We start from the raw sequence: 22773 nt of genomic DNA, 5'->3' as shown, positions 1-22773 counted from the left end.
GCGTATCTTGAATACATGAAAAATATAAGCGTCGTCGCAAGTATGCCTGCGGCAGCGAGCCCAGTCTTTCTGTCAAAAAGCTTCCGGCCTATATTGAAAGTAAAAATAACGCTTAATACCCCGAAAAGCGCCGAAGGAAAACGGACTCCGAAATTTGTGACGCCGAAAACAAGGTACGAGAGGCTCACAAGCCAGTAAAAAAGTATGGGCTTCTGAAAGCGGAACTGCCCCTGGTAATAAGGCGTGATCCAGTCGTGCCTGGCGAACATCTCTTTTACGCTCTGGTAATAGAACTTTTCGCTTTCAATAATGGGAAGAGCGCTGCCGAGATGGTACATAAAAATTACCGCGCAGATGATGAAGAGTAAAATTTTTACCGATGTATCCGATTTTTTCAAAGACTGATTCTCCTATAAATTGGCTTTCACAAAATCAACGCCGTTTCTGAAAATAGCCGCACCGTCACCCTCTTTCGTAGGTCTTTCTCTTGTCCATCTGGGATGCTGAGTGGTCACGACATATCTTTCCGGATGAGGCATCATGCCAAGGACCCTCCCAGTGGAATCAGATATGGCCGCTATGTCATCAACCGAACCATTTGGGTTGTCGGGATAGACGGCCTTCCCACCTCTTTTAGCGCAATATCGAAGGACTATCTGATGATTTTGCTTCAATTTATTCAGCACGGAGTTGTCCTTCGGAATAAACTTGCCTTCGCCATGCGCAACCGGCAGATATATAATCTGCGGTAAGCCTTTAGTCCACACGCAATTATTTTTCTCCGCGTTCTTAAGATAACACCATCTATCTTCAAATTTGGCAGAATCGTTGAGATTCAAGGTAACATCCATTTCCCATTTTCTTCCCCCTAAAGCGGGAAGAAGCCCCATTTTTACCAATATCTGAAATCCGTTGCATATGCCTACTATGAGTTTTCCGTCAGATATAAATCTTTCCATATCCGCGCGCATCTTATACTTTATTTCATTCGCCAATATTTTGCCGCTTGCGATGTCATCGCCGTACGTAAACCCGCCCGGAAGCGCTAATATATGATAATCGGAAAGTCGTTTTCTTTTTTTCGCGAATTCATTTATGTGTATCAGGTCCGATTCTGCGCCGGCCCGTAAAAATGCGAACGCCGTTTCGTTATCGCAATTTGTCCCCGCTGTCCTTAAAATAGCGACTTTTACATTTTTCATGTTCACCACTTAGAAAATGGTTTTTGCCAGGCCGTTTTTAATTTGCCGATATCTTCTTCTATTACTGTTTTACCCGAGAGGCCCTTGACCCTAAAGGCCTTCGATTTTTTCACTTCGCCGATGAGGCCAAAATCCGATCCATTGAGAAGCGACTCGAATTCTTCTTTATTCTTTCCGGGAACTTCTACAATAAACCTGCTGTTAGATTCCGAAAATAATATTACGTCATCCCGCATGCACTTATCCTTACAAGGCACTTTTTTGATATCTATCTCCATGCCGAAACCGCCGCTAAAGGCCATCTCTGCCGCCGCTACCGCAAGGCCGCCTTCCGAACAATCGTGCATAGCCCGTATGAGCCCTTTATTGCTGGCTCGGCTCAACCTTTCCATGAGAACTTTTGCCTTGCCCGGGTCTACTTCTGGAACGCCGTTGCCTACGAGGCCTTTTAACATGAGATAATGCGATCCACCCAGTTCGTTCTTGGTAATACCCGCTATATATACCAAATCTCCGGCCTCTTTCGCATCCATACTTAACAGCTTATTCACATCATTTATTACCGCGATAGCTGATATGAGAAGCGTGCCGGGGATAGATATGCTTTTTCTCCCTGCTTTGTATTCATTATTGAGGCTGTCTTTACCCGAAATAAAAGGAACGCCATATGCTTTAGCTATTGCATAGCATCCATACGCGGCGCGCACTAACGTACCTAACGTCTCCGGCCTGTCAGTATTGCCCCAGCAAAAATTATCGAGGATGGCCACTCTCCCAAGGTCTCCGCCGCAAGATATAATCTGTCTTAGCGCCTCGTCTATGTTTGATGCCGCCATCCAATACGGGTCTATAAAACCGTATCGAGGATTTATTCCGCATGACAATATAATACCTTTATCCGAACCTAAAACGGGCCTCAGCGCCGCGCTGTCGCCGGGGCCGTCATTTTCTTCGCCTACGAGCGGCTTAAGGACGCTCGCACCCTGCACTTCATGGTCATACTGGCGTATTACCCACTCCTTACTGCAGACGTTCCAGCTGGAAAGTATCTTCAAAAGATGCGGCGAGAGATTCGAAGGCGATTTGAAATTCATGTCTTTGTAGGAAGGCCTTTTCCACACGGCCTTTCTCTTTGTGTCAGGAAGGCCGTTATGTAAAAAGTCCATGTCAATATCCGCTACTTTGCCGCCGGAATAGAAAAGACGCAGTCTTTTGTCGCTTGTAAATTTTCCTATCACCGTAGCTTCGACGTTTTCCATCTCGAAGACATCTTTTATCTCGTCTATATTCTCCGGCGAAACCGCGAGGACCATCCTCTCCTGCGCCTCAGATATCCATATCTCGCAGTAAGACAGGCCATGGTATTTTAGCGGGACCTTTTCAAGACATACTTCAGCGCCGGTCTCTTCGCCCATTTCGCCGACAGCGCTCGAAAGCCCGCCTGCGCCGCAGTCTGTTATGGCCTTGTAAAGCTTCTTGTCACGCGCTTTGAGTATTGCATCTGTCATCTTCTTTTCTGCAATAGCGTTGCCTATCTGGACGGCGCCGCCCGACATCTCTTCCGACTTTGCGTGCAGTTCTCCGGATGAAAATGTCGCGCCGTGTATGCCATCTCTGCCGGTCTTCCCGCCGACCAAAAGTATAAGATCGCCGTCGTCGACTTTTTTTGTTGCCATATCTTTCGGTATCAATCCCACATTGCCGCAATAGACAAGAGGGTTTCCGATGTACTTTTCGTCAAAAAGTACTGCGCCGTTACATGTCGGTATGCCCATTCTGTTTCCGTAATCCCTTACGCCGCTTACAACCCCTTTCATTACTCGCTTCGGATGTAAAACACCTTTTGGCAGTTTGCGCGCAGAATAATCCGGCGGCCCAAAACAAAATATGTCGGTATTTGCGATAGGTTTCGCCCCTAATCCTGTGCCCAGCGGATCCCTTATAACGCCTCCCATGCCTGTGCCCGCTCCGCCATAAGGCTCTATAGCCGAAGGATGGTTATGTGTTTCGACTTTGAAGCAAACATCATAGTCATCGTCAAATCTTATAATACCGGAATTATCTTTAAAGACAGAGACGCACCAGTCTTTATCGAGTTCTTCCGTCACCTTCATTATCGTCTCTTTAAGGAGATTATTTATAACTTTGCCGTCGTACTCTATCTTCCCTCTGAACGTCTTGTGCTTGCAGTGTTCTGACCAGGTCTGGGCAAGGGATTCCAATTCCACATCGGTAGGATTACGGCCTATTTTCTTGAAATAACTCTGTATGGCTACCATCTCTTCGGCATTCAAGAATAACTGCCCTTTTCTGCTTATATCGCGAAGGGCCACTTTACTTTTATTCAGGATTTCTATTTTGGTAAACTTAAATTTATAGGAAGGCCTTTCAAGGGATATTTCCGAGAGGTCTTTTTTGACTATATGTTGGACGGTTTTATTATAAAGAAGCTTATCTGCAATGAAGCGCACTTTTTCAGGATGTACCGCGCCTTTTATTATATACCTTTTGGCGGTGTGAACTCCCTCTGCGCCTTTTATTCCCAAATCGTTTATGCCTTTTAAAGTACTTTCTTCTACGGGATCCATAACCCCGGCATTATAAGCTATCTCGACGACATGGATACCCTTTCCCTTTTCCGGGGAAGCGTTTATTCTGCATTCTTCGCTGATTTTATCTATAAGAAGTTCTCGCGCTATTTTTTCGGCGGCTTTCGAATCTATTTTGCCGTATATCCTGTAGATCTGGCTAAAACTGACATCTCTGACGCCCTTTACGCCTAAATCTTGTATGCCCTTTTTTACATCATGGCCGACAGCGTCAAATATTCCCTGTTTGTTCAATACTTCTATAACCCAGGCCATTTTACTCCCACTCTATCGTCGACGGCGGCTTCGAGCTGATATCATAAACTACCCTGTTGACGCCTTTAACTTCGTTTATTATTCCGTTTGATATCTCCGCTAATATTTCGTGCGAAATATGCGCCCAATTTGCGGTCATACCATCCGTACTTGTAACCGCCCTGACAGCAATAGCATTCTCGTAGGTCCTCTGGTCGCCCATAACGCCCACCGACTTAATCGGCAATAAAACCGCGAATGACTGCCATAATTTGTTATAAAGACCTTTTTTCTTTATTATGTCCATCAGCCTATAATCCGCCTCTTTGAGCATGCGCAGGCGCTCTTCCGTTACCTCTCCCACTATGCGGACAGCAAGCCCGGGTCCGGGAAAAGGCTGACGCCATACTGCGGAATGCGGCATCCTAAGCTCTTCGCCAAGCCGGCGCACTTCGTCTTTAAAAAGGTATTTCAGCGGCTCTATAAGCTTTAAGCGCATCTTTTTGGGTAACCCGCCGACATTATGGTGCGTCTTAATGGTAGCGCTCGGCCCTCCGAATGCGGATTGCGACTCTATGAGGTCAGGATAAAGCGTGCCCTGCGCCAGAAATTTGACTCTCTTTATTCTGCGCGCCTCTTTTTCAAATACTTTTATAAATTCTCCCCCTATTATCTTTCTCTTTTTTTCCGGATCGGTCACTCCTTTTAGGGCGCTCAAAAATCTTTTTCTGGCGTCGATCACTTTCAGATTTAAGTTGAAATTTCTCCTGAAAAGTTCCGTTACTCGTTCCCGCTCACCTTTGCGTAAAAGGCCGTTATCGACAAATATGCACGTAAGATTTCTTCCAATCGCCTTGTGAAGAAGTACGGCGGTTACGGACGAATCAACGCCGCCGCTTAAGCCCAAAACAACTCTTGTTTTGCCGACATTTTTTCTTACTTTTGCAACGGAATCCTTTATGAACGACTTCATATCCCACGATGGGCGCGAGCCGCAGATCTCTTTCACGAAATTTTTTATTATGAGGCCGCCTTTTTCGGTATGCGCCACTTCCGGGTGGAACTGCACTCCGTACAACTTTCTGGCGTCCGAAGACATGGCGGCAATGGCCGTATTGGCGGTATGCGCTACGCGTTTAAAATCTTTGGGAAGGTGTTTTATATGGTCCCCGTGACTCATCCATGAGGCAAGACTCTTAGGCAATCCGCGGAAAAGGGTTTTATGCGAATCGATGATAAGCCTGGCATGGCCGTATTCCCTTTTATGCGCTCGGCTAACTTTACCGCCGTAAACTTTCGCCATAAGCTGCATGCCGTAACAGATCCCCAGTATGGGGATACCTAATGAAAACATGGCTTTATCCGGGCGGGGCGCTCCCTTTTCGTATACGCTTGCCGGACCGCCGGATAGAATAAGCCCCTTAGGTGCAATCTTCTTTATCTCCGATATCGTAATCTTTGGCGACACAATTCGGCAAAAGACGCTGTTTTCCCTTACGCGTCTGGCTATAAGTTGATTATATTGTGAACCCAGGTCTATGATGATGATTGTATCCATTTGATTCCACCTATGCAATATGGTTAATTAGGTTTTGATTATACCAAATAGGCAGGCCAATATCAAGTAGGGAATGGTCGTGAACGTTCCCTACTATTTCATAGCGGCTTTTATAAAAGCGGAGAACAGGGGGTGTGCCGCATCGGGCTTTGATTTAAACTCGGGGTGGAACTGGCATGCCACAAACCAGGGGTGCGTTTTAATCTCCACTATTTCCACGAGGTCTCTTTTGGCATTTATACCCGAAAATACCATGCCGTATTTCTGCATAATATCACGGTATTTGTTGTTGAATTCATATCTGTGCCTGTGGCGTTCGTGGACTTTGGCCTTCTTATACGCCTGATATGCTTGAGTGCCCTTTTTCAGCGTACATTCATAAGTGCCTAAACGCATTGTAGCGCCTTTAGCCTTTACGGATTTCTGCTCTTCGAGCAGGCTTATTACGGGGTATTTTGTGTTTTTGTTAAATTCGCTGGAATTCGCGCCTTTCATTCCGCAGACGTTCCTTGCAAATTCTATAATGGCGGTCTGTACTCCCAGGCATAATCCCAAATAAGGAATGCTGTTTTCTCTTGCATATTGTATCGCTTTGATCTTTCCTTCTATGCCTCTGTGGCCAAATCCGCCGGGGACGAGGATGCCGTTTATTCCCTTAAGATGCTTTTGGGCGCCGTCTTTCTCTATATCCTCGCTGTCTATGCGCCTTATTATAAGTTTCGCGTTGTTCGCAATACCTCCGTGTATCAACGCCTCATATATAGATTTATACGCATCCTGGAGCGTTATATACTTTCCTACTACGGCTATCGTAAGTTCTTTCGCGGGGTATTTCAGCTTATTCAACACCTTATCTTCCCACGCTGTTAAATCGCCTTCGGGGCATTTAAGGTTAAGGAGTTTCAATATAAGCTTATCAAGCCCTTGTATCTTGAAGAAAACGGGCACTTCATAAATACTCTCCACGTCAATAGCCTGTATAACCGCTTCTTTGTCTACGTTCGTGAATAGCGCTATCTTCTCTTTTGCTTCTTCGGGAATGTGTTTTTCTGTCCTGCATATAATAATATCGGGTATTATGCCGATTTCGCGCAGCGTTCCCACGCTATGCTGCGTCGGCTTTGTCTTTATCTCGCCGGCGGACCTTATATAAGGAACAAGCGTCACATGTATATTAACGGCGTACTCCCTCCCCACTTCGAGCCTGAGTTGCCTTATCGCTTCAAGAAAAGGCAGGCTTTCTATATCGCCTACCGTACCGCCTATTTCTACTATAACCACATCCACAGGCTGCTCTTTGGCAACTTTCTTTATACTATTTTTTATTTCATCTGTTATGTGCGGAATTATCTGGATGGTATTACCCAGATAATCGCCCCTTCTTTCTTTGGTTATGACCGAATAATAGATTTTACCGGTAGTTATATTATTATTGCTTGTCAACTTTGCATTCGTAAAACGTTCGTAATGGCCAAGGTCAAGGTCGGTTTCGGCGCCGTCGTCAAGCACATACACCTCTCCATGCTGATAAGGATTCATTGTACCAGGATCGACATTTATATAAGGGTCGCATTTTATAAGCGATACTTTTAAGCCCCTCGACTCCAAAAGTTTGCCTATTGAAGCGGATGCGATACCCTTGCCCAGGCTTGATACTACTCCCCCCGTTACAAAAATGTATTTTGGCATGTTTTTCCCCTTTAATTTATATATTTTTCGCGGCAATTGCGCTAATATATTCCTGAATAGGCGTTACGGAGATTTCGCTTCTTGACGCAGACTCTATCCCATTGACCGCCGCTTGAGCGCCCTGAATGGTCGTTATGCAGGAAATGCCGTTTGCGACCGCGAGTGATCTTATCGACTTCATGTCCGAGTGGCCGCTTCTGCCTGAAGGAGTATTAATTATCAGCTTTATCTCCCCTTTGGCCATGAGGTCCAGTATCTTCTTATCGCCTTCCTCTATTTTACCGACTATCTCTGTTCTTATATCGTTCGACTTAAGGACCTTGCCAGTTCCTTTAGTCGCGATGATTTCAAAACCCATATCGCACAGCTTTTTTGCGATAAAGACTATGTCGCGCTTATCATCATTCCTCACGCTTATAAATACCTTGCCATTTTGGGGTAGCGCCTGATTTGCCGCAAGCTGTGACTTGTAAAATGCCACCCCGAAAGAACTGCCGATCCCCATGACCTCTCCCGTCGATTTCATCTCAGGCCCCAGTATTATATCAACCCCCGAGAACCTTGAAAAAGGAAGCACTGACTCTTTCACAGAGATATGGGAGACCTCAACTTCTCTCGTAAATTCGAGTTCCTTCAAGGTCTTCCCTGCCATGACTTTTGCGGCAAGTTTTGCTAAGGGAATACCCGTTGCCTTGCTTACAAAGGGAATGGTCCTTGACGCCCTCGGGTTTACTTCAAGGACATATACCATATCATTCTTTATGGCAAACTGTATATTTATAAGCCCTTTCACTTTCAGTTCTTTTGAAATGGCATATGTATACTTTTTAACAGTGGCTATTATTTCATCGCTTAATGTATGCGGCGGAAGGACACATGCCGAATCGCCCGAATGTATCCCGGCCTCTTCTATGTGCTCCATTATGCCGCCTATCACTGTAAGGGATCCATCTGATATGGCGTCAACGTCTATTTCGCAAGCATCATCCAAAAATTTATCTATAAGTACCGGCTTTTCCGGCGATACATCTTTTGCCTCTTTCATAAAATCATCGAGCGACTCTTCATCATAGATTATCCTCATGGCCCGGCCGCCCAAAACGTATGACGGCCTTACAAGGACCGGATAGCCTATCCTTTTCGCGATCTTTTTGGCTTCCTCCTTTGAAAGGGCTGAGCCGTTTGCGGGCTGGTTGATCTTAAGCCTCCTTATCAGCTTGGCAAATTTTTCCCTGTCTTCGGCTATATCTATGGATTCCACGCTTGTACCTATGATAGGAACGCCTGCATCTTTAAGGGCTCTTGCTAGATTAAGCGGCGTCTGGCCGCCGAATTGCACTATTACTCCCGATGGCTTTTCTTTATCCACTATGTTCATTACATCCTCGAAGGTAAGCGGTTCAAAGTATAATTTATCGGATGTATCGTAGTCGGTTGAGACGGTCTCCGGGTTTGAATTGACCATTATCGTTTCGTATCCGAGTTCTTTTAATGCAAATGAAGCGTGGCAGCAGCAATAATCGAATTCTATGCCCTGCCCTATCCTATTCGGCCCGCCTCCCAGTATCATAATCTTTTTTTTCTTCGTCTTTCTTGTCTCGTCCTCTGATTCATAGGTGGAGTAATAATACGGAGTGTACGCCTCAAATTCGGCGGCACAAGTATCGACAAGCTTATAGGTCGCCTCTATGCCGCAGCTTTTTCTATGCTCCCTTATGGTCAGCTCGTCTTTTTCTACAAGTTCGCCTATCTGCTTATCGCCGAATCCATATTGTTTCGCCCTAAGCAGTAATGCAGAATCAAGCGAACGACCTTTTTTGTGCGAAACCGCGGAGGATAGGACCTTTTCCAGCTCTACTATCTCTTCTATATTTTTTATAAACCAGGGATCTATCTTGGTTATATCCGATACCTCCTTTGTGGTCATACCCTTTTGGAGGGCATACTTTATATAGAATATTCTGGAAGCATTAGGTTCCTTTAACCGCTTTAAAAGCTTGTCATGTGGTATTTGTTTATAATCCTTCTTATTATCAAGGCCATTGTGTCCCACCTCAAGCCCTCTCAACCCTTTTTGAAGCGCCTCTTTGAAGGTCCTTCCTATAGCCATTGTCTCACCGACAGACTTCATGGAAATACCCAGGATATCCTCGGCCTCTGGAAACTTTTCAAATGTAAATCTCGGGATCTTTACGACGCAATAGTCGATTGTCGGCTCGAAAGACGCCGGCGTCTCTTTTGTAATATCGTTTCTTATCTCATCAAGGGTATATCCGACTGCCAGCTTCGCAGCAAATTTCGCTATGGGAAAACCCGTCGCCTTGCTTGCGAGCGCAGAGCTTCTAGAGACTCTCGGGTTCATCTCTATCACTACCATCCTGCCGTCTTTAGGATTTACGGCAAATTGTATATTTGAGCCGCCTGTCTCAACGCCTATCTCCCTTATAATCCGGATAGCGGCGTCTCTCATCGCTTGATATTCCTTATCGCTAAGCGTTTGCGCCGGCGCAACGGTTATAGAATCGCCCGTATGTATGCCCATGGGGTCAAAATTCTCTATGGAGCAGACTATTACTACATTATCCTTTGAATCCCTCATGACCTCCAGTTCGTATTCTTTCCAGCCGACTATAGATTCTTCGATTAAAATCTCGTTCATCATGCTGTTCTTCATGCCTCGTTCGGCTATCTCTTCAAATTCTTTTTCTGTAGCAGCTATACCTCCGCCCGTTCCGCCCAAAGTGAAACTCGGACGTATAATAAGCGGGAGCCCTATCTTTTTAAGCGCGTCTTTTGCTTCTTTCATGTTATAGGCAAGGGCGCTTTGAGGCAAATCGAGGCCTATTTTCTGCATAGCCTTCTTAAACTCATTCCTGTCTTCCGCTTTCTTTATGGCTCTCTGGTCTGCGCCAATCATTTTTACGCCGTATTTTTCCAAAACGCCTTTTTCCGCGAGTTTCATGGCCGTATTAAGCCCTGTCTGGCCGCCCAAAGTCGGCAAGAGCGCGTCGGGCCGCTCCCGCTCTATTATCTTCTCTACTATTTCAGGCGTAATCGGCTCTATGTAGGTAGCGTCGGCTATTTCTGGGTCGGTCATAATCGTCGCGGGGTTGGAATTGACGAGGACCACCTTATAGCCCTCTTCTCTAATGGCCTTGCACGCCTGCGTGCCGGAATAATCAAACTCGCACGCTTGGCTTATGATTATAGGGCCCGAGCCTATTATTAAGATTTTACTTATGTCGGTTCTCTTAGGCATCTTTTCCTTTCATCATAGCAATGAACTCATCAAACAAATAACCGGCGTCATGCGGCCCAGGTGAGGCCTCCGGGTGAAACTGCACTGAAAATACAGGAAACCTCTTATGTCGCATTCCCTCCGGTGTATTGTCATTAAGATTTATATGAGTGACTTCCACTTCATCGCTCGAAAGTGAATCCATATCAACCGAAAATCCATGGTTCTGGGAAGTTATGGATATAGCGCCTGTCTTCAGATCTTTAACCGGGTGATTTGCACCATGGTGGCCGAATTTCAATTTGTATGTTTTTCCGCCCATCGCCAATCCTAATATCTGCTGGCCCAGACATATGCCAAACATGGGTATCTTCCCCAATAGATCTTTTACAGTAGAAATAAGGTATTTAACAGCCGCGGGATCGCCGGGGCCGTTTGATAAAAGCACGCCGTCCGGTTTTAATTTCAGAATATTTCCGGCCGTTGCATTTGCGGGGACGATTGTTACAAGGCAATCTCTTTTTGCCAGCTCTCTTAATATATTAAATTTGGCGCCGCAGTCTATGACCACAACTTTGTATTTACCGTCCTTATTCCAATACCTAGTGTCCGGTTCTATCACTTCCTTCACAAGGTCTCTCCCAACGAGCCCGGGCGATGCCTTTGCTTTATTCAGTAGTCTTTTATCGTCCATCTCCTCTGTCGAAACGACCGCTTTCATGGCGCCCTTGAGCCTGATATGTTTTGTGAGGGCCCGCGTATCAATGCCTTCTATGCCCAATATGCCGTTTTCCTTAAGGTATTGATCGAGGCTCTTCTTGGATCGCCAGTTACTGGCTATTTTGCTCAACTCTTTAACAACAAACGCCTCTAAAAACGGTTTTCTCGATTCTGCATCTTCGTCATTGACTCCGTAATTGCCGATTAAAGGATATGTCATAATAACTATCTGGCCTTTATAGGATGGGTCGGTAATAACTTCCTGGTAGCCGGTCATGCTCGTATTGAATACGGCCTCGCCGTCTTTTTCTCCGGAGACCCCGAAAGAGGTCCCTTCAAAGACGGTGCCGTCTTCAAGCGCTATCTTAGCCTTTTTCTTATTTTCCATATCTACCTTCCGTTACTTATCGGAAAAACATATCGCTTTTTGGGAAACTACGTCGGCCATCAATCTCATCTCTTTATCGCTGAGGTCATAAACTCCTACTACCCCGCTATACTTTGAGCTTTCGGGCAGAAGATCCGCCAGTAAATTTCTGGAATGCTCGAGCATTTCTTTATTGAAACTCTCTTTTCCTTCGCGCGGAAAAAGCGCCACATAAAATATGTTGCTTTCCACCAGATCCTGGAAAAAATGCGTGCCAAAAGAGAGTTCCGGCAAAAGGTTGCCTCCTTCAAAAGCTACTTCGGAAAGGACGCTCATCTTGTTTATTTCAAAGAATGATACCGGAACGCCAAGCGACGGCGTTGAAGTCCCCCATCGCCCCGGGCCTAAAAGTACGGTCGGCATTTGGTCCTTATTGGCTATCAGCTTGTTCAGCCTCCCTACGATTCTGGCTATTTCGTACTTATCCTGCTGTCCAAGCTCCAAATATTTCTCGGGTTTTATATATATAAGGCGCTTTATCGGCTGCGATATATTACCTCCGAGAAAATGGCTTTCTGCCTCAAATAATACTTTGTCAGCCGCTATTCTTTCGGGAATATCCACTTTCTTCCCCAGCCCACGCGTCTGCAAGGGCCTGCACTGGAGCAGGTTTATCTTAAATCTGGCGCCCTTGGCAGAATTCTTGTTAAAATTTATCGTGAATTCTATGTCGACCGGATATTTATAATTACTTTCCAGTATTTTGAGTATCTTTTTCAGTATAGTTATAAAAGATCTTTTGGATACAAGGTTGTCAAAAGTCAATATGCTGTATTCCTTGTCCTCTACGCCCCTTTCGGCCATCTGCGCGGTTATCTCTTCATCTTTTAGGGCGATTTCATCCAGCCTCAAACCGGTTTTTTCGGACAAGAGGTCCAAAAAAGAAACGGATTTGAAACTATTTTCTTTAACATCTATTAAATCCACTTCATGCTGGGAAAACTTTCTTATGTCGTTGATATCGGAATAAGGCCTCAGAAGCGGCTGGTCCAGCGCGACTATTCTCGCATAATCGCCCTCGACCCTGTTTACCGCTCTTGTGCCGAGCCCGGCTACAAGCCGCACCATGCCGGCTTTTGCGTCCATCTTTTCATTCCATACATACGTGTTATAAGATATGCCTACCCCGGCGATATCCGGGAAAAAGTAGTTTTTATGATAAGAGCCCGATACTCTTTGCACCAGAAGCGCCATCTGTTCATCCCTTTTATGAAGGCCCCGCTGCAACCGGTAATTCAGCGCCTCTTCTCCCATCGCACTTGAATAGATCCTCTTTACGGCCTCAGCAAATTTGATGTAGCGTTCTTCCGGAGTGCCCTGATTCGGGCAGAATATGCTCTCGTATTTGCCCGCAAAGGCGTTACCAAAACCATCCTCGAGAAGGCTCGAAGAGCGGACGATAATAGGAGAAGTGCCGAAATATTCTATCATTTGCTGGAACTGTTCCATCAGCTCCTCGGGAAATTTGCCGAAAAGCATCTTATCTTTCAGTACGCGCGCTATTTCAAAATACCCCTCCTCGGTCTTTTGCTCCATGCGCAGTTTCCACCAGCCGTTCTGGACTATATATGTATAGAAGACGTCCGCGCCGATATAAAAGGAATCGTGTTCTTCGGATATCTTCGCCCAATCAAAAGATCTATCCTTAAGGAGCATTTTGCGCGCAAGGAGCATTCCCGCGGCCTTGCCGCCGATAAAACCGGTCCCTATCAGTCTCGTTTTTAACACCAGCAGGTTTTCAAGCGTCAAGTTATTTTTTACGAGTGATGCTATCTTTTTGTCTCGCGTTACCATTATTCCGGATAAAAGATCGAACATCTTATTTTTCTTCTCTTTGGGGGCGTTGTTGCGTATAAGCTCTTCCGCTTCAAGAAATAAGAGGTCCCAGTAGTCAAGGTTTCGCTTTGCTTCCTCCGCTTTTTTCGCCGTTATGTGAGACAGGAACTTTGCCGCATCCGCGCTATCGGTCAGAGGTATAAACTTATCATCGTCTTTTGTGTGAGGCAAAAACATCGTCCGCGTATAACGGTTCCACACTTTAAGCGGGTGAACATAAGAGGCGCCTTCGCAGCGGTAAACATCTATGAGTAGCTGCGTGGTCTCCCTGATTCTTGCTATGGTCTTAAAAGAGTGTTTATCGCGGAGTATCGCAAAATAGGTTACGGTATCAAGTTCATACAGATAGGGGCATGTTACCATAAAAAAATTACCTATCATGAGGTCCGTAGCCCACGCAGGCAAAAGATCGGAAAGGCAGTCAAAGACATAGTAGGCGCCCCTGCCTTCTTTTGTTATTATGCCGTTTATATTAGTGGTAAAGGTTTCAAATCCGCTCTTTGCGTTAAGTTTGTATATCTTTACCTTGTCTTTCGCCTCTAAAAGGGGCTTATGGGAAGCAAATCTCATATAAATAATTTTCTTATTGTCCCTAAGGGCGCTTTTGACAAAGGGATCTACAAAGTCGGCATAATCCTTCATATCCTCGACCTGCCAGACGACGTTATCGCCCTTTCTGAGACCCGTTATTACCTCATCAAGCCCTCTCAATCCCGTGGTTATCATATCTTTTCTCCGGTCAAAAATCTGTCTACATTATAAGCGGCTTTTCTGCCTTCGTCTATCGCCCAGACTACAAGCGACTGGCCGCGCCTCATATCGCCGGCGCAGAATACTTTTTTAACTGAGGTCATAAAAGACGCGTTCGTAACTACATTGCCGCATTTGTCCAGTTCAAGGCCCAGTTCTTCGACGAGCCCTTTCGGTTCGGCATACAAAAATCCTATGGCCAAAAGGACAAGATCGGCTTCTATTTCAAAATCGCCGCCGGAATTCTCCCGGCATAGGACCTTTTTCACCAAACCCTTTTGGCCGACAAACTTCTTTGTGACTATAGACCATCTCCTTTCGCCGCCTTCTTCGTGGCTAGAAGACGTCTTTAAAAGCATGGGGTATTTCGGCCATGGGCACTCCTCTGTCCTGCATTCAGAAGGCCTCGGCAATATTTCTATCTGCACCACGCAACTTGCGTCCTGGCGGTGCGCCGTTCCTATGCAATCGGCGCCAGTATCTCCGCCGCCTATTACCAATACTTTTTTACCTTTTGCGTCAATAAGGTCCTTTTTGGGTATCTTATCGCCGGCGGCCAGTCTATTCGCCTGCGCGAGATAGTCCATTGCAAAATGGATCCCTCGAAGCCCGCGCCCTTCTATGGCGAGGTCTCTCGGAACGCGCGAACCGCAGGTAACAACAATAGCATCAAACCCGTCGGATAATTTTGACACAGGATATTCCGTTCCGACATCGACATTTGTCTTAAATTTGACGCCTTCTTTTTTCCAAATATCTATTCTTCTGTCGAGTACGCCTTTTTCCAGTTTAAAATCCGGTATGCCGTATCGCAAGATCCCGCCTATCCTGTCATCTTTCTCAAAAACCGTAACGCTATGCCCGGCTCTGTTGAGTTGAGCCGCCGAGGAAAGGCCGGCCGGCCCGGAGCCTATAACGGCAACTTTTTTCCCGCTTCTTTTAACGGGCGCCCGCGGCTTTATGATATTCTTTTTGAAGGCGTATTCAATAATAGCCATCTCATTCTCTTTAATAGTGACCGGATCGTCGTTTATCCCTAAAACGCACGCGTACTCGCACGGGGCGGGACAGACTCTCCCTGTGATCTCAGGCATATTGTTTGTAGCCGAAAGCAGCTGAATGGCGCGTTTCCAGTGGTCGTGAAAAACGAGATCATTCCATTCGGGGATATAATTTCCGAGCGGGCATCCCCAGTTGCAAAACGGCGTACCGCAATCCATGCATCTGGAGGCCTGCTTTTCCGATTGCTTATCGGACGGCAAAACAGCCACATGGGCATAATCCTTTACCCTCTCGCAGACCGGCCTGTCCTGCGTGGCCTCTCTCCTCACTTTTATGAAGCCTCTTGGATCACCCATCTAAAACCTCCGTGAGCCCTATACCCTCTCCGGACTTAAAACCCCTCATAAGTTGTTTGTATTCGACGGGGATTACCTTTACAAATTTCTTTATCTCTGAGCCGAGCGAGTCCAGAATTGCTTTTGCTTTACGGCTTTTCGTGTATCTGTGATGATTGCGCAAAAGCCGCTCAACGGTCTCTTTATCCTTGGTTTCCAGTTTTTCGAGCAACACCATCTCCTGATTGCACCTGTTTTTAAAGTCGCCTTTTTCGTCATAAACGTAGGCGATGCCTCCCGACATGCCCGCGGCGAAATTTTTTCCTGTCTTTCCTATTATCACTACGCGCCCGCCGGTCATATATTCGCAGCCGTGGTCGCCCACGCCTTCACAAAGTGCGTAGAGGCCGGAATTCCTTATAGAAAACCTCTCCCCGGCAACTCCTGAAATATACGCCTCTCCTTTGATAGCGCCGTAAAAGGCCGTATTTCCTATTATGATATTTTCATCCGCCTTATAATCAGCTCTTCTATTTGGATAAATAATGATCTTTCCGCCCGATATGCCTTTTCCGACATAGTCATTCGCGAGGCCTTCCAATTCGAGCGTCACCCCGTTTATCAGAAAAGCGCCGAAACTCTGTCCCGCGACGCCGGTAAATTTGCAGTGGATCGTGTCTTCCAAGAGCCCGTTCTCGCCGTATCTTTTGCATATCTCGCCGCTCAGCATCGCGCCGACGGCCCTGTTTGTATTATTTATCTTCATATCTATATTGACGGATTCGCGCGCCTCGAGGGCCTTCTTAGCAAGTTCGATAAGCGCGCAATCTATGACATTTGATATGCCGGGCGCTGCTTTTCCGGCGCAATAAGTACCTGCGTCGGATTCGGGCCTGTAAAGAATAGCCGAATAATCCACTTTCTTCGCTTTAAGCGGCACTATATCGTGATCAAGCTCAAGCGCGTCGGTCCTGCCTATCATTTCGTCCACGCGCCTGAAACCCAGTCCCGCCATGATCTCTCTCAGTTCCTCGGCCACAAAACGGAAATAATTCATAAGGTGCTCTGGCTTACCCCTGAATCTCTTCTGCAATAATTCGTCCTGAGTCGCTATGCCGACCGAGCAGTTATTGAGATTGCAATGCCTTAACATGACACAGCCTAGGACAATCAAAGCCGCCGTACAAAATCCGTATTCTTCGGCTCCGAGTAAAGCGGCGATAGCGACGTCCTTTCCTGTCCTCATCTGTCCGTCCGTTTGCAACCTTACGCGGGAACGCAGATTATTTAAAACGAGCGTCTGGTGCGTCTCCGCAAGGCCCAATTCCCACGGTAAGCCTGCGTGCCTTATGGAGCTTCTCGGCGATGCCCCTGTGCCGCCGTCTCCGCCCGAAATCAGGATCATGTCGGCGTGGCCTTTCGCAACGCCTGCCGCCACAGTGCCGACGCCTATTTCCGAAACGAGTTTCACGCTGATGCGCGAGGCGGGATTGATATTCTTCAGATCAAATATCAGCTCGGCAAGATCTTCTATAGAATAGATATCGTGATGCGGAGGAGGCGATATGAGCGTCACGCCGGCCGTGGTATAGCGGGTCTTCGCGATTATCTCGCTCACTTTGTGCCCGGGGAGCTGTCCCCCTTCTCCCGGCTTAGCACCCTGCGCTATTTTTATCTGGATCTCGTCTGCATTCACGAGATAGTTAGCAGTAACACCGAATCTTCCGGACGCCACCTGTTTTACGGCGCTTCGTTTTGATTCGCCGTTTTTGAGCGCTGCAAAACGCGCCGGGTCCTCGCCGCCTTCGCCTGTATTCGATCTGGCTCCGAGTTTATTCATTGCGAGCGCGATCGTCTCGTGGGCCAATTTGCTTATAGAGCCAAAACTCATTGCGCCCGTAGCAAATCTTTTTAGTATCTCTTCAACACTCTCTACTTCGTCAATCGGAACGGGATTTCTTTTTCTTCCGCCAGAGGCGGATCCGCCTTTGGCGGAGAATTTCAAAAGCCCCCTCAGCGTAGTGGGATTTGCGGACTGATTATTTATGAGTGTCGCAAAAGATTTATATTTTTCGTAATCATTTTGCCTCGTCGCATCCTGTAATGCGGCAATCGTATCCGGGTTCCAGAGATGATGCTGGCCGTCCCTTTTCCATTGATATGTCCCACCTGTAGCTAAATAATCTGTATCAGCTAATAGAGAATATGCTTCTTTATGCCTTTTATAAGCCTCATCCTTTATCCCGGCCAGGTCTACTCCGCCTATACGCGAAACTGTACCCGTAAAGTATTTGTCTATAACATCATGATTAAGGCCTAGCGCCTCAAATATCTGAGCGCCTCTATAACTGCGCAGGGTAGATATGCCCATCTTGGACAGTACTTTCATTATGCCTTCGTTTATAGCTTCCCTGTAGTTTCGGAGCGCCTTTTCGATATCGAGATCTATTTCCTTTTCCTTAATAAGCTGCTTCACCGCCTTGTATGCAAGATAAGGATTTATGCAGTCCACGCCGTAGCCGATTAAAAGCGCAAAATGATGCACCTCTCTCGGCTCGGCACTTTCCAGAATAATCCCCACCTGGGAACGCGTTGTTTTTCTCACAAGGTGATGGTGAACAGAAGCAACTGCTAAAAGCGCAGGAAGCGCGATATGATCTCTATCCGAACCCCGGTCACTCAGAATAATAAATGAATAACCTTTCTCTATGGCGTATTCGGTCTCAAAACATATCCTCTCGAGCGCCCTTTCAAAACCATCTTCGTCGGCGACGTTAAAAAATGTATAGATCGTCTTCGCGCGAAAACCGTTTATGCTTATTGTCCCTATCTTTTCAATTTCGCTGTCAGCAAGAATCGGGCTTTTGACTATAAGTTTATGGCTGTGGCCCGGCGTTTCGGCAAGTATATTCTTCTCCGACCCGACATAACTCTCTATGCTCATCACGATCTTTTCGCGTATATGGTCTATAGGCGGATTGGTGACCTGAGCGAATAGCTGTTTAAAATAATCATAGAGCATCTCGGGACGTTTTGACAAAAATGCATGCGGCGTGTCGTTCCCCATAGAGCCGATGGGTTCCTTGCCCTCTTCGGCCATCGGCTTAATTATCATCTTCATATCTTCTCTCGTATAACCGAATGCCTTTAGTTGCGCCATCACGTCTTCCATTGCCTTATCCAATTCCGGCACTCCGATTATATTGTCAAGCCGAACTAAGCTTTCCTTATTCCATTTTCCGTACGGCCTTTTCCCGGATACTTCTTTTTTTATTTCAGAGTCCTCCACTATCACACCGCGCGCAGTATCTATAAAAAACATCTTTCCGGGTTCAAGCCTTCCAGACAGCTTTATATCGGCGGGGTCTATATCCAGCACGCCGACTTCCGAGGCCATTACACAAAGATCGTTTTTTGTAACAATGTACCTTGATGGCCGTAAGCCGTTTCTGTCAAGTACTGCCCCCACCTTTTCCCCGTCGGTAAATGCTATGGAAGCCGGTCCGTCCCACGGCTCCATAAAGCAGGCGTGATACTGGTAAAATTCCAGCAGCTCTTTTGTCATAGATTTATCGTGCTCCCATGCAGCCGGTATAAGCATCATCATTGCGTGCTGTAGGGATCTCCCCGAAAGCACCAAGAGTTCGAAGATATTGTCGATAGAGGCAGAGTCGCTGCCGCCTGCCACTATAACAGGTTTTACCTTTTCTATATCAGGGCCGAAGAGTTCGCTCGCAAGCAGCCTTTCCCGCGCCTTCATCCAGTTGATATTACCTCTCAGCGTGTTTATCTCGCCGTTATGCGCGAGGAAGCGAAATGGCTGAGCAAGATCCCATGTAGGAAAGGTATTGGTACTATAGCGCGAATGCACAAGCGAAATGGCACTTTCAAGATCCGGGTCCGTCAGGTCAAGAAAATACTTGTCAAGCTGATGGGGCATCAAAAGCCCTTTATAGCTTATGGTCCTCGAGGAGAGGTTTGTTATATAGAAAAAGGCCTTGCCGATAATGTTTGCCTGGCGGACGGAATTTTCGATCTGCCGCCTTATCAGGTATAACCTTCTCTCAAAATCGCCTTGGTCTTTTGTGCCGTTTCCTCTGCCTATAAAAATCTGAAATATCACCGGCTCCGTCTCTTTAGCGGTTTTGCCAATAATAGAATTATCGAGAGGCACTTCGCGCCAACCCAAAAGGACCTCTTTTTCTTTTTTGACTACATTCTCGATAACTTCAATGCAAGCCTCCCGTTTCTTCGCATCCCTCGGAAAAAATATGAAGCCGGTGCCGTATTCACCTTTCTCAGGAAGCCCTATATTGAGCTTTGAACACTCTTTTAGAAGAAACTTATGCGGAATCTGTATAAGTATCCCTGCTCCGTCTCCGGTATCTGGGTCGGCTCCCACGGCGCCGCGATGGCTTAGGCGGTTAAGGACCTTTATTCCTTTTTTTATTATGTCGTGCGATTTCTTTCCCTTTATATCGCAAACGAATCCTACGCCGCAGTTATCATGCTCAAACTGCGGATCATAAAGGCCCTGTTTTTTTGGAAAATGGTCATATTTCATGATTTAAACCTATCAACATCTATGTGCAGTTTTTTTATCTTCGCATGCAGCGTGTTACGATTAAGGCCCAGTATTTTTGACGCTAAAATCCTATTTCCATGCGTTTTCTCAAGGGCCTTTTCTATGAGCAGCCGCCCTATTTTGTCTATGACAATATCGTAAATGCGGCCTTCGTCCGCTGTAAAAAAATACTCTTCTATATTTTCTATCGTGTTATCAGTCATCTTTGCCTGCTTAAATTTTACGCATCTCTGCGCAAAAAAATTTACCATATATCTAACCAGGTTAGATTTTACTCTAACCTGGTTAGAAGAAAACTTACAATATCGAAAGGTACTTATCCAGCTCGTACTGAGGGATCTGGATCCTGTAATCGTCCCATTCTTTCCTCTTCAGCTCTATGAACCTCGGGAAGATATGATCTCCCAGAACCTTCCTTACAAGTTCGCTCTTCTCGGCTATCAATACTGCCTGGCCAAGTGAGTCCGGCAATGTTTCGATGCCCTTTTCTTTTCTTTCGGCATCTGTCAGGTGGTACAGATTTTGCTCCATCGGCGCGGGTACCTTGTAATTCTTCTCAATGCCGTCAAGCCCCGCGTGAAGCATGGCCGCAAATGTCAGATACGGGTTACAGGCAGGATCGCAAGCCCTGAATTCGCATCTTGTCGCCTGCTCCTTTCCGGGATGGTAATGTGGAACTCTTACGAGAGCGCTCCTGTTCCTCCTGCTCCATGCTATATAGACAGGGGCTTCATATCCGGGCACAAGCCTTTTGTAGGAATTGGTCGTCTGCGCAAATATGGCGCATATCTCCTTGGAGTGCTTCAGAAGGCCGGCTATATAACAACGCGCAACATCCGAAAGGTTATCTTTGGATTTAGCGTCAAAAAAGGCGTTCTTGCTGCCCTTGAAAAGCGATTGATGGGTATGCATGCCGGAGCCGTTCTGCCCGAAGATCGGCTTGGGCATAAAAGTGGCATACACGCCGAATTTGCTCGCGATCTCTTTTACCGTTACCCTATATGTTATGACACTGTCAGCCATAAAGAGGGCATCCTTATACTTCATATCTACTTCGTGCTGGGAGGGCGCCACTTCATGGTGTGAATACTCTATCTGGATGCCCATGGATTCAAGGGCTAATACTGTTTCGCGCCGAAGATCGCTGGCAACGTCCAGTGTCGTGAGATCGAAATAACCGCCTTTATCAAGGATCTCGGTGCCGTTATCGTTTTTAAAGTAGAAGAATTCGAGTTCCGGGCCTAGATAGAAGTGGTCGTAACCCATCTTTTTAGCCCTGTCAAGTGCCCTTTTCAATACATGGCGAGGGTCACCCTCATAAGAAGTTTTATCCGGGTTTAGGATATCGCATATCATCCTTGCTACGGCCTTCTCCCTGGGCCTCCAGGGCAATATTACAAAAGTATCCGGATCAGGCATGGCTATCATGTCAGATTCTTCAATATCCTGATATCCCGTTATGGAAGATCCGTCAAAACCCATGCCATTCTCAAGTGCGCCTTCCAGCTCTGTATTTGTTATAGAGAAGCTTTTGACCTGCCCCATAACATCCGTAAACCATAATCTGATGAACTTTACATCATTCTCTTTTACCAGCTTCAGTATCTCTTCTTTTGTTCTCTTTGCCATTTTTGGTCTCCTTTAAATAAGAAGCGTTCTCAAGGTATGACACCCTTAAGAACGCCCTTGTTCTTTTGTTATGCCTTGCACAAACTTTGTGCTCCTATGCGCAAACTCCATACCTACATACATATAAGTAAAAATAAGGCCTTTTTGGTAACCTATTTTATGAAATTATATCTTAAATTTATTGCCTTCTATAAGTTTCAAGAAATTAAGGTAAACTTTCCTAGCCTGTTTATCGAATACGTCTTTTATCGCCATATAATCCTGCCTCATCTTTTCGGCCTTATTTCGCAATGCGGCGTCGTTATTATCAAGATATTCGCCAGTCCACGCCTTAATCATATCTTCGGTAATCTCGATATGAAACTGCAGCCCGTAGGCGTTTGTGCCTATTTTGAATGCTTGATTGCGGCATATATTGGAAGCTGCTAATAATGTTCCTTCTTTTGGCACTTCAAACGTATCCTCATGCCATTGGAAAACCTTTAAGGTGCTATCAAGGCCGTAAAATAGCTCGTCTTCAATCCCATCCTCGGTAAGAAAAATATCGTACCAACCGATTTCGCTATTAGATGCCTTTTTAACTGCGGCGCCCGCCGATTTCGCCAAAAGCTGCGCCCCTAAACATATACCCAGAATGGGGATATTATTTTTGAGGGCGGCCTTCAGAAAAAAATCCTCGTCTTTCAAAAACGGGTACTTATCCACTTCATACACATTCATAGGTCCGCCGAGGACTATAATTGCTTCGATATTTTTAAAACCGCCTGGTAGATTGTTTCCTCTTTCTAAATCAACTGTCTTGATATCCTTATAGATACTTCCAAAAAATTCGCCGAGCGTACCTATACCTTCGATGCCCACATGTTGTATGACAAAAATCATAGCGTAATGTTGTGAGGAGTAAAAATAGAAGTCTTTTGATAACCTATCTTTACTGTTTTCACCCTATAGCTTCGCCG

At 46.1% G+C, this 22773-nt stretch carries 13 protein-coding genes; all 13 read right to left on the bottom strand.

Annotated features, from left to right (window positions below):
• Positions 1 to 398 (bottom strand): glycosyltransferase family 39 protein (locus tag KKI13_07240; GenBank protein ID MBU4488834.1); only part of this gene is annotated, 398 nt, incomplete at its 3' end.
• Between the two features lie 12 nt (positions 399 to 410).
• Complete coding sequence (purQ, locus tag KKI13_07235) at positions 411 to 1202, bottom strand: phosphoribosylformylglycinamidine synthase I (protein ID MBU4488833.1); 792 nt, start codon at positions 1200 to 1202, stop codon at positions 411 to 413.
• Between the two features lie 2 nt (positions 1203 to 1204).
• Entirely contained in the window at positions 1205 to 4066 is a 2862-nt protein-coding gene (gene purL, locus KKI13_07230) for a phosphoribosylformylglycinamidine synthase subunit PurL (GenBank protein ID MBU4488832.1), read from the bottom strand.
• Position 4067: 1 nt separating this feature from the next.
• Positions 4068 to 5603 carry a glutamine-hydrolyzing GMP synthase gene (gene guaA / locus KKI13_07225; GenBank protein MBU4488831.1) on the bottom strand — a complete coding sequence of 512 codons (1536 nt, stop codon included), beginning with the start codon at positions 5601 to 5603 and terminating at the stop codon, positions 4068 to 4070.
• Positions 5604 to 5696: 93 nt separating this feature from the next.
• Positions 5697 to 7292: a CTP synthase gene (locus KKI13_07220; protein ID MBU4488830.1), complete on the bottom strand. Its 1596-nt coding sequence runs from the start codon at positions 7290 to 7292 to the stop codon at positions 5697 to 5699.
• A 16-nt stretch (positions 7293 to 7308) separates the two neighbouring features.
• The gene (carB, locus tag KKI13_07215) at positions 7309 to 10551 is read right to left on the bottom strand and encodes a carbamoyl-phosphate synthase large subunit (protein MBU4488829.1); all 3243 of its coding nucleotides are present in this window, start codon (positions 10549 to 10551) and stop codon (positions 7309 to 7311) included.
• Positions 10544 to 11638 carry a glutamine-hydrolyzing carbamoyl-phosphate synthase small subunit gene (gene carA / locus KKI13_07210; protein ID MBU4488828.1) on the bottom strand — a complete coding sequence of 365 codons (1095 nt, stop codon included), beginning with the start codon at positions 11636 to 11638 and terminating at the stop codon, positions 10544 to 10546. Before carA ends, carB begins: the two co-directional genes overlap by 8 nt.
• 12 nt (positions 11639 to 11650) lie before the next feature.
• A complete protein-coding gene (locus KKI13_07205; protein MBU4488827.1) occupies positions 11651 to 14239 on the bottom strand; it encodes a PEP/pyruvate-binding domain-containing protein in 2589 nt (862 codons plus the stop codon).
• Complete coding sequence (locus KKI13_07200; protein ID MBU4488826.1) at positions 14236 to 15621, bottom strand: glutamate synthase subunit beta; 1386 nt, start codon at positions 15619 to 15621, stop codon at positions 14236 to 14238. Before KKI13_07200 ends, KKI13_07205 begins: the two co-directional genes overlap by 4 nt.
• Complete coding sequence (gene gltB, locus KKI13_07195; GenBank protein ID MBU4488825.1) at positions 15614 to 20164, bottom strand: glutamate synthase large subunit; 4551 nt, start codon at positions 20162 to 20164, stop codon at positions 15614 to 15616. The genes KKI13_07200 and gltB overlap by 8 nt, the downstream gene beginning before the upstream one ends.
• Entirely contained in the window at positions 20161 to 20436 is a 276-nt protein-coding gene (locus tag KKI13_07190) for a hypothetical protein (protein ID MBU4488824.1), read from the bottom strand. Before KKI13_07190 ends, gltB begins: the two co-directional genes overlap by 4 nt.
• 46 nt (positions 20437 to 20482) lie before the next feature.
• Positions 20483 to 21814: a glutamine synthetase family protein gene (locus KKI13_07185; GenBank protein MBU4488823.1), complete on the bottom strand. Its 1332-nt coding sequence runs from the start codon at positions 21812 to 21814 to the stop codon at positions 20483 to 20485.
• A 165-nt stretch (positions 21815 to 21979) separates the two neighbouring features.
• Entirely contained in the window at positions 21980 to 22696 is a 717-nt protein-coding gene (locus KKI13_07180) for a type 1 glutamine amidotransferase (GenBank protein ID MBU4488822.1), read from the bottom strand.
• Positions 22697 to 22773: the final 77 nt, after the last annotated feature.

Source organism: Candidatus Omnitrophota bacterium (assembly GCA_018894435.1).
Taxonomy (GTDB): Bacteria; Omnitrophota; Gorgyraeia; order JAHIPI01; family JAHIPI01; genus JAHIPI01.
This window is presented reverse-complemented; position numbering and strand designations above follow the sequence as displayed.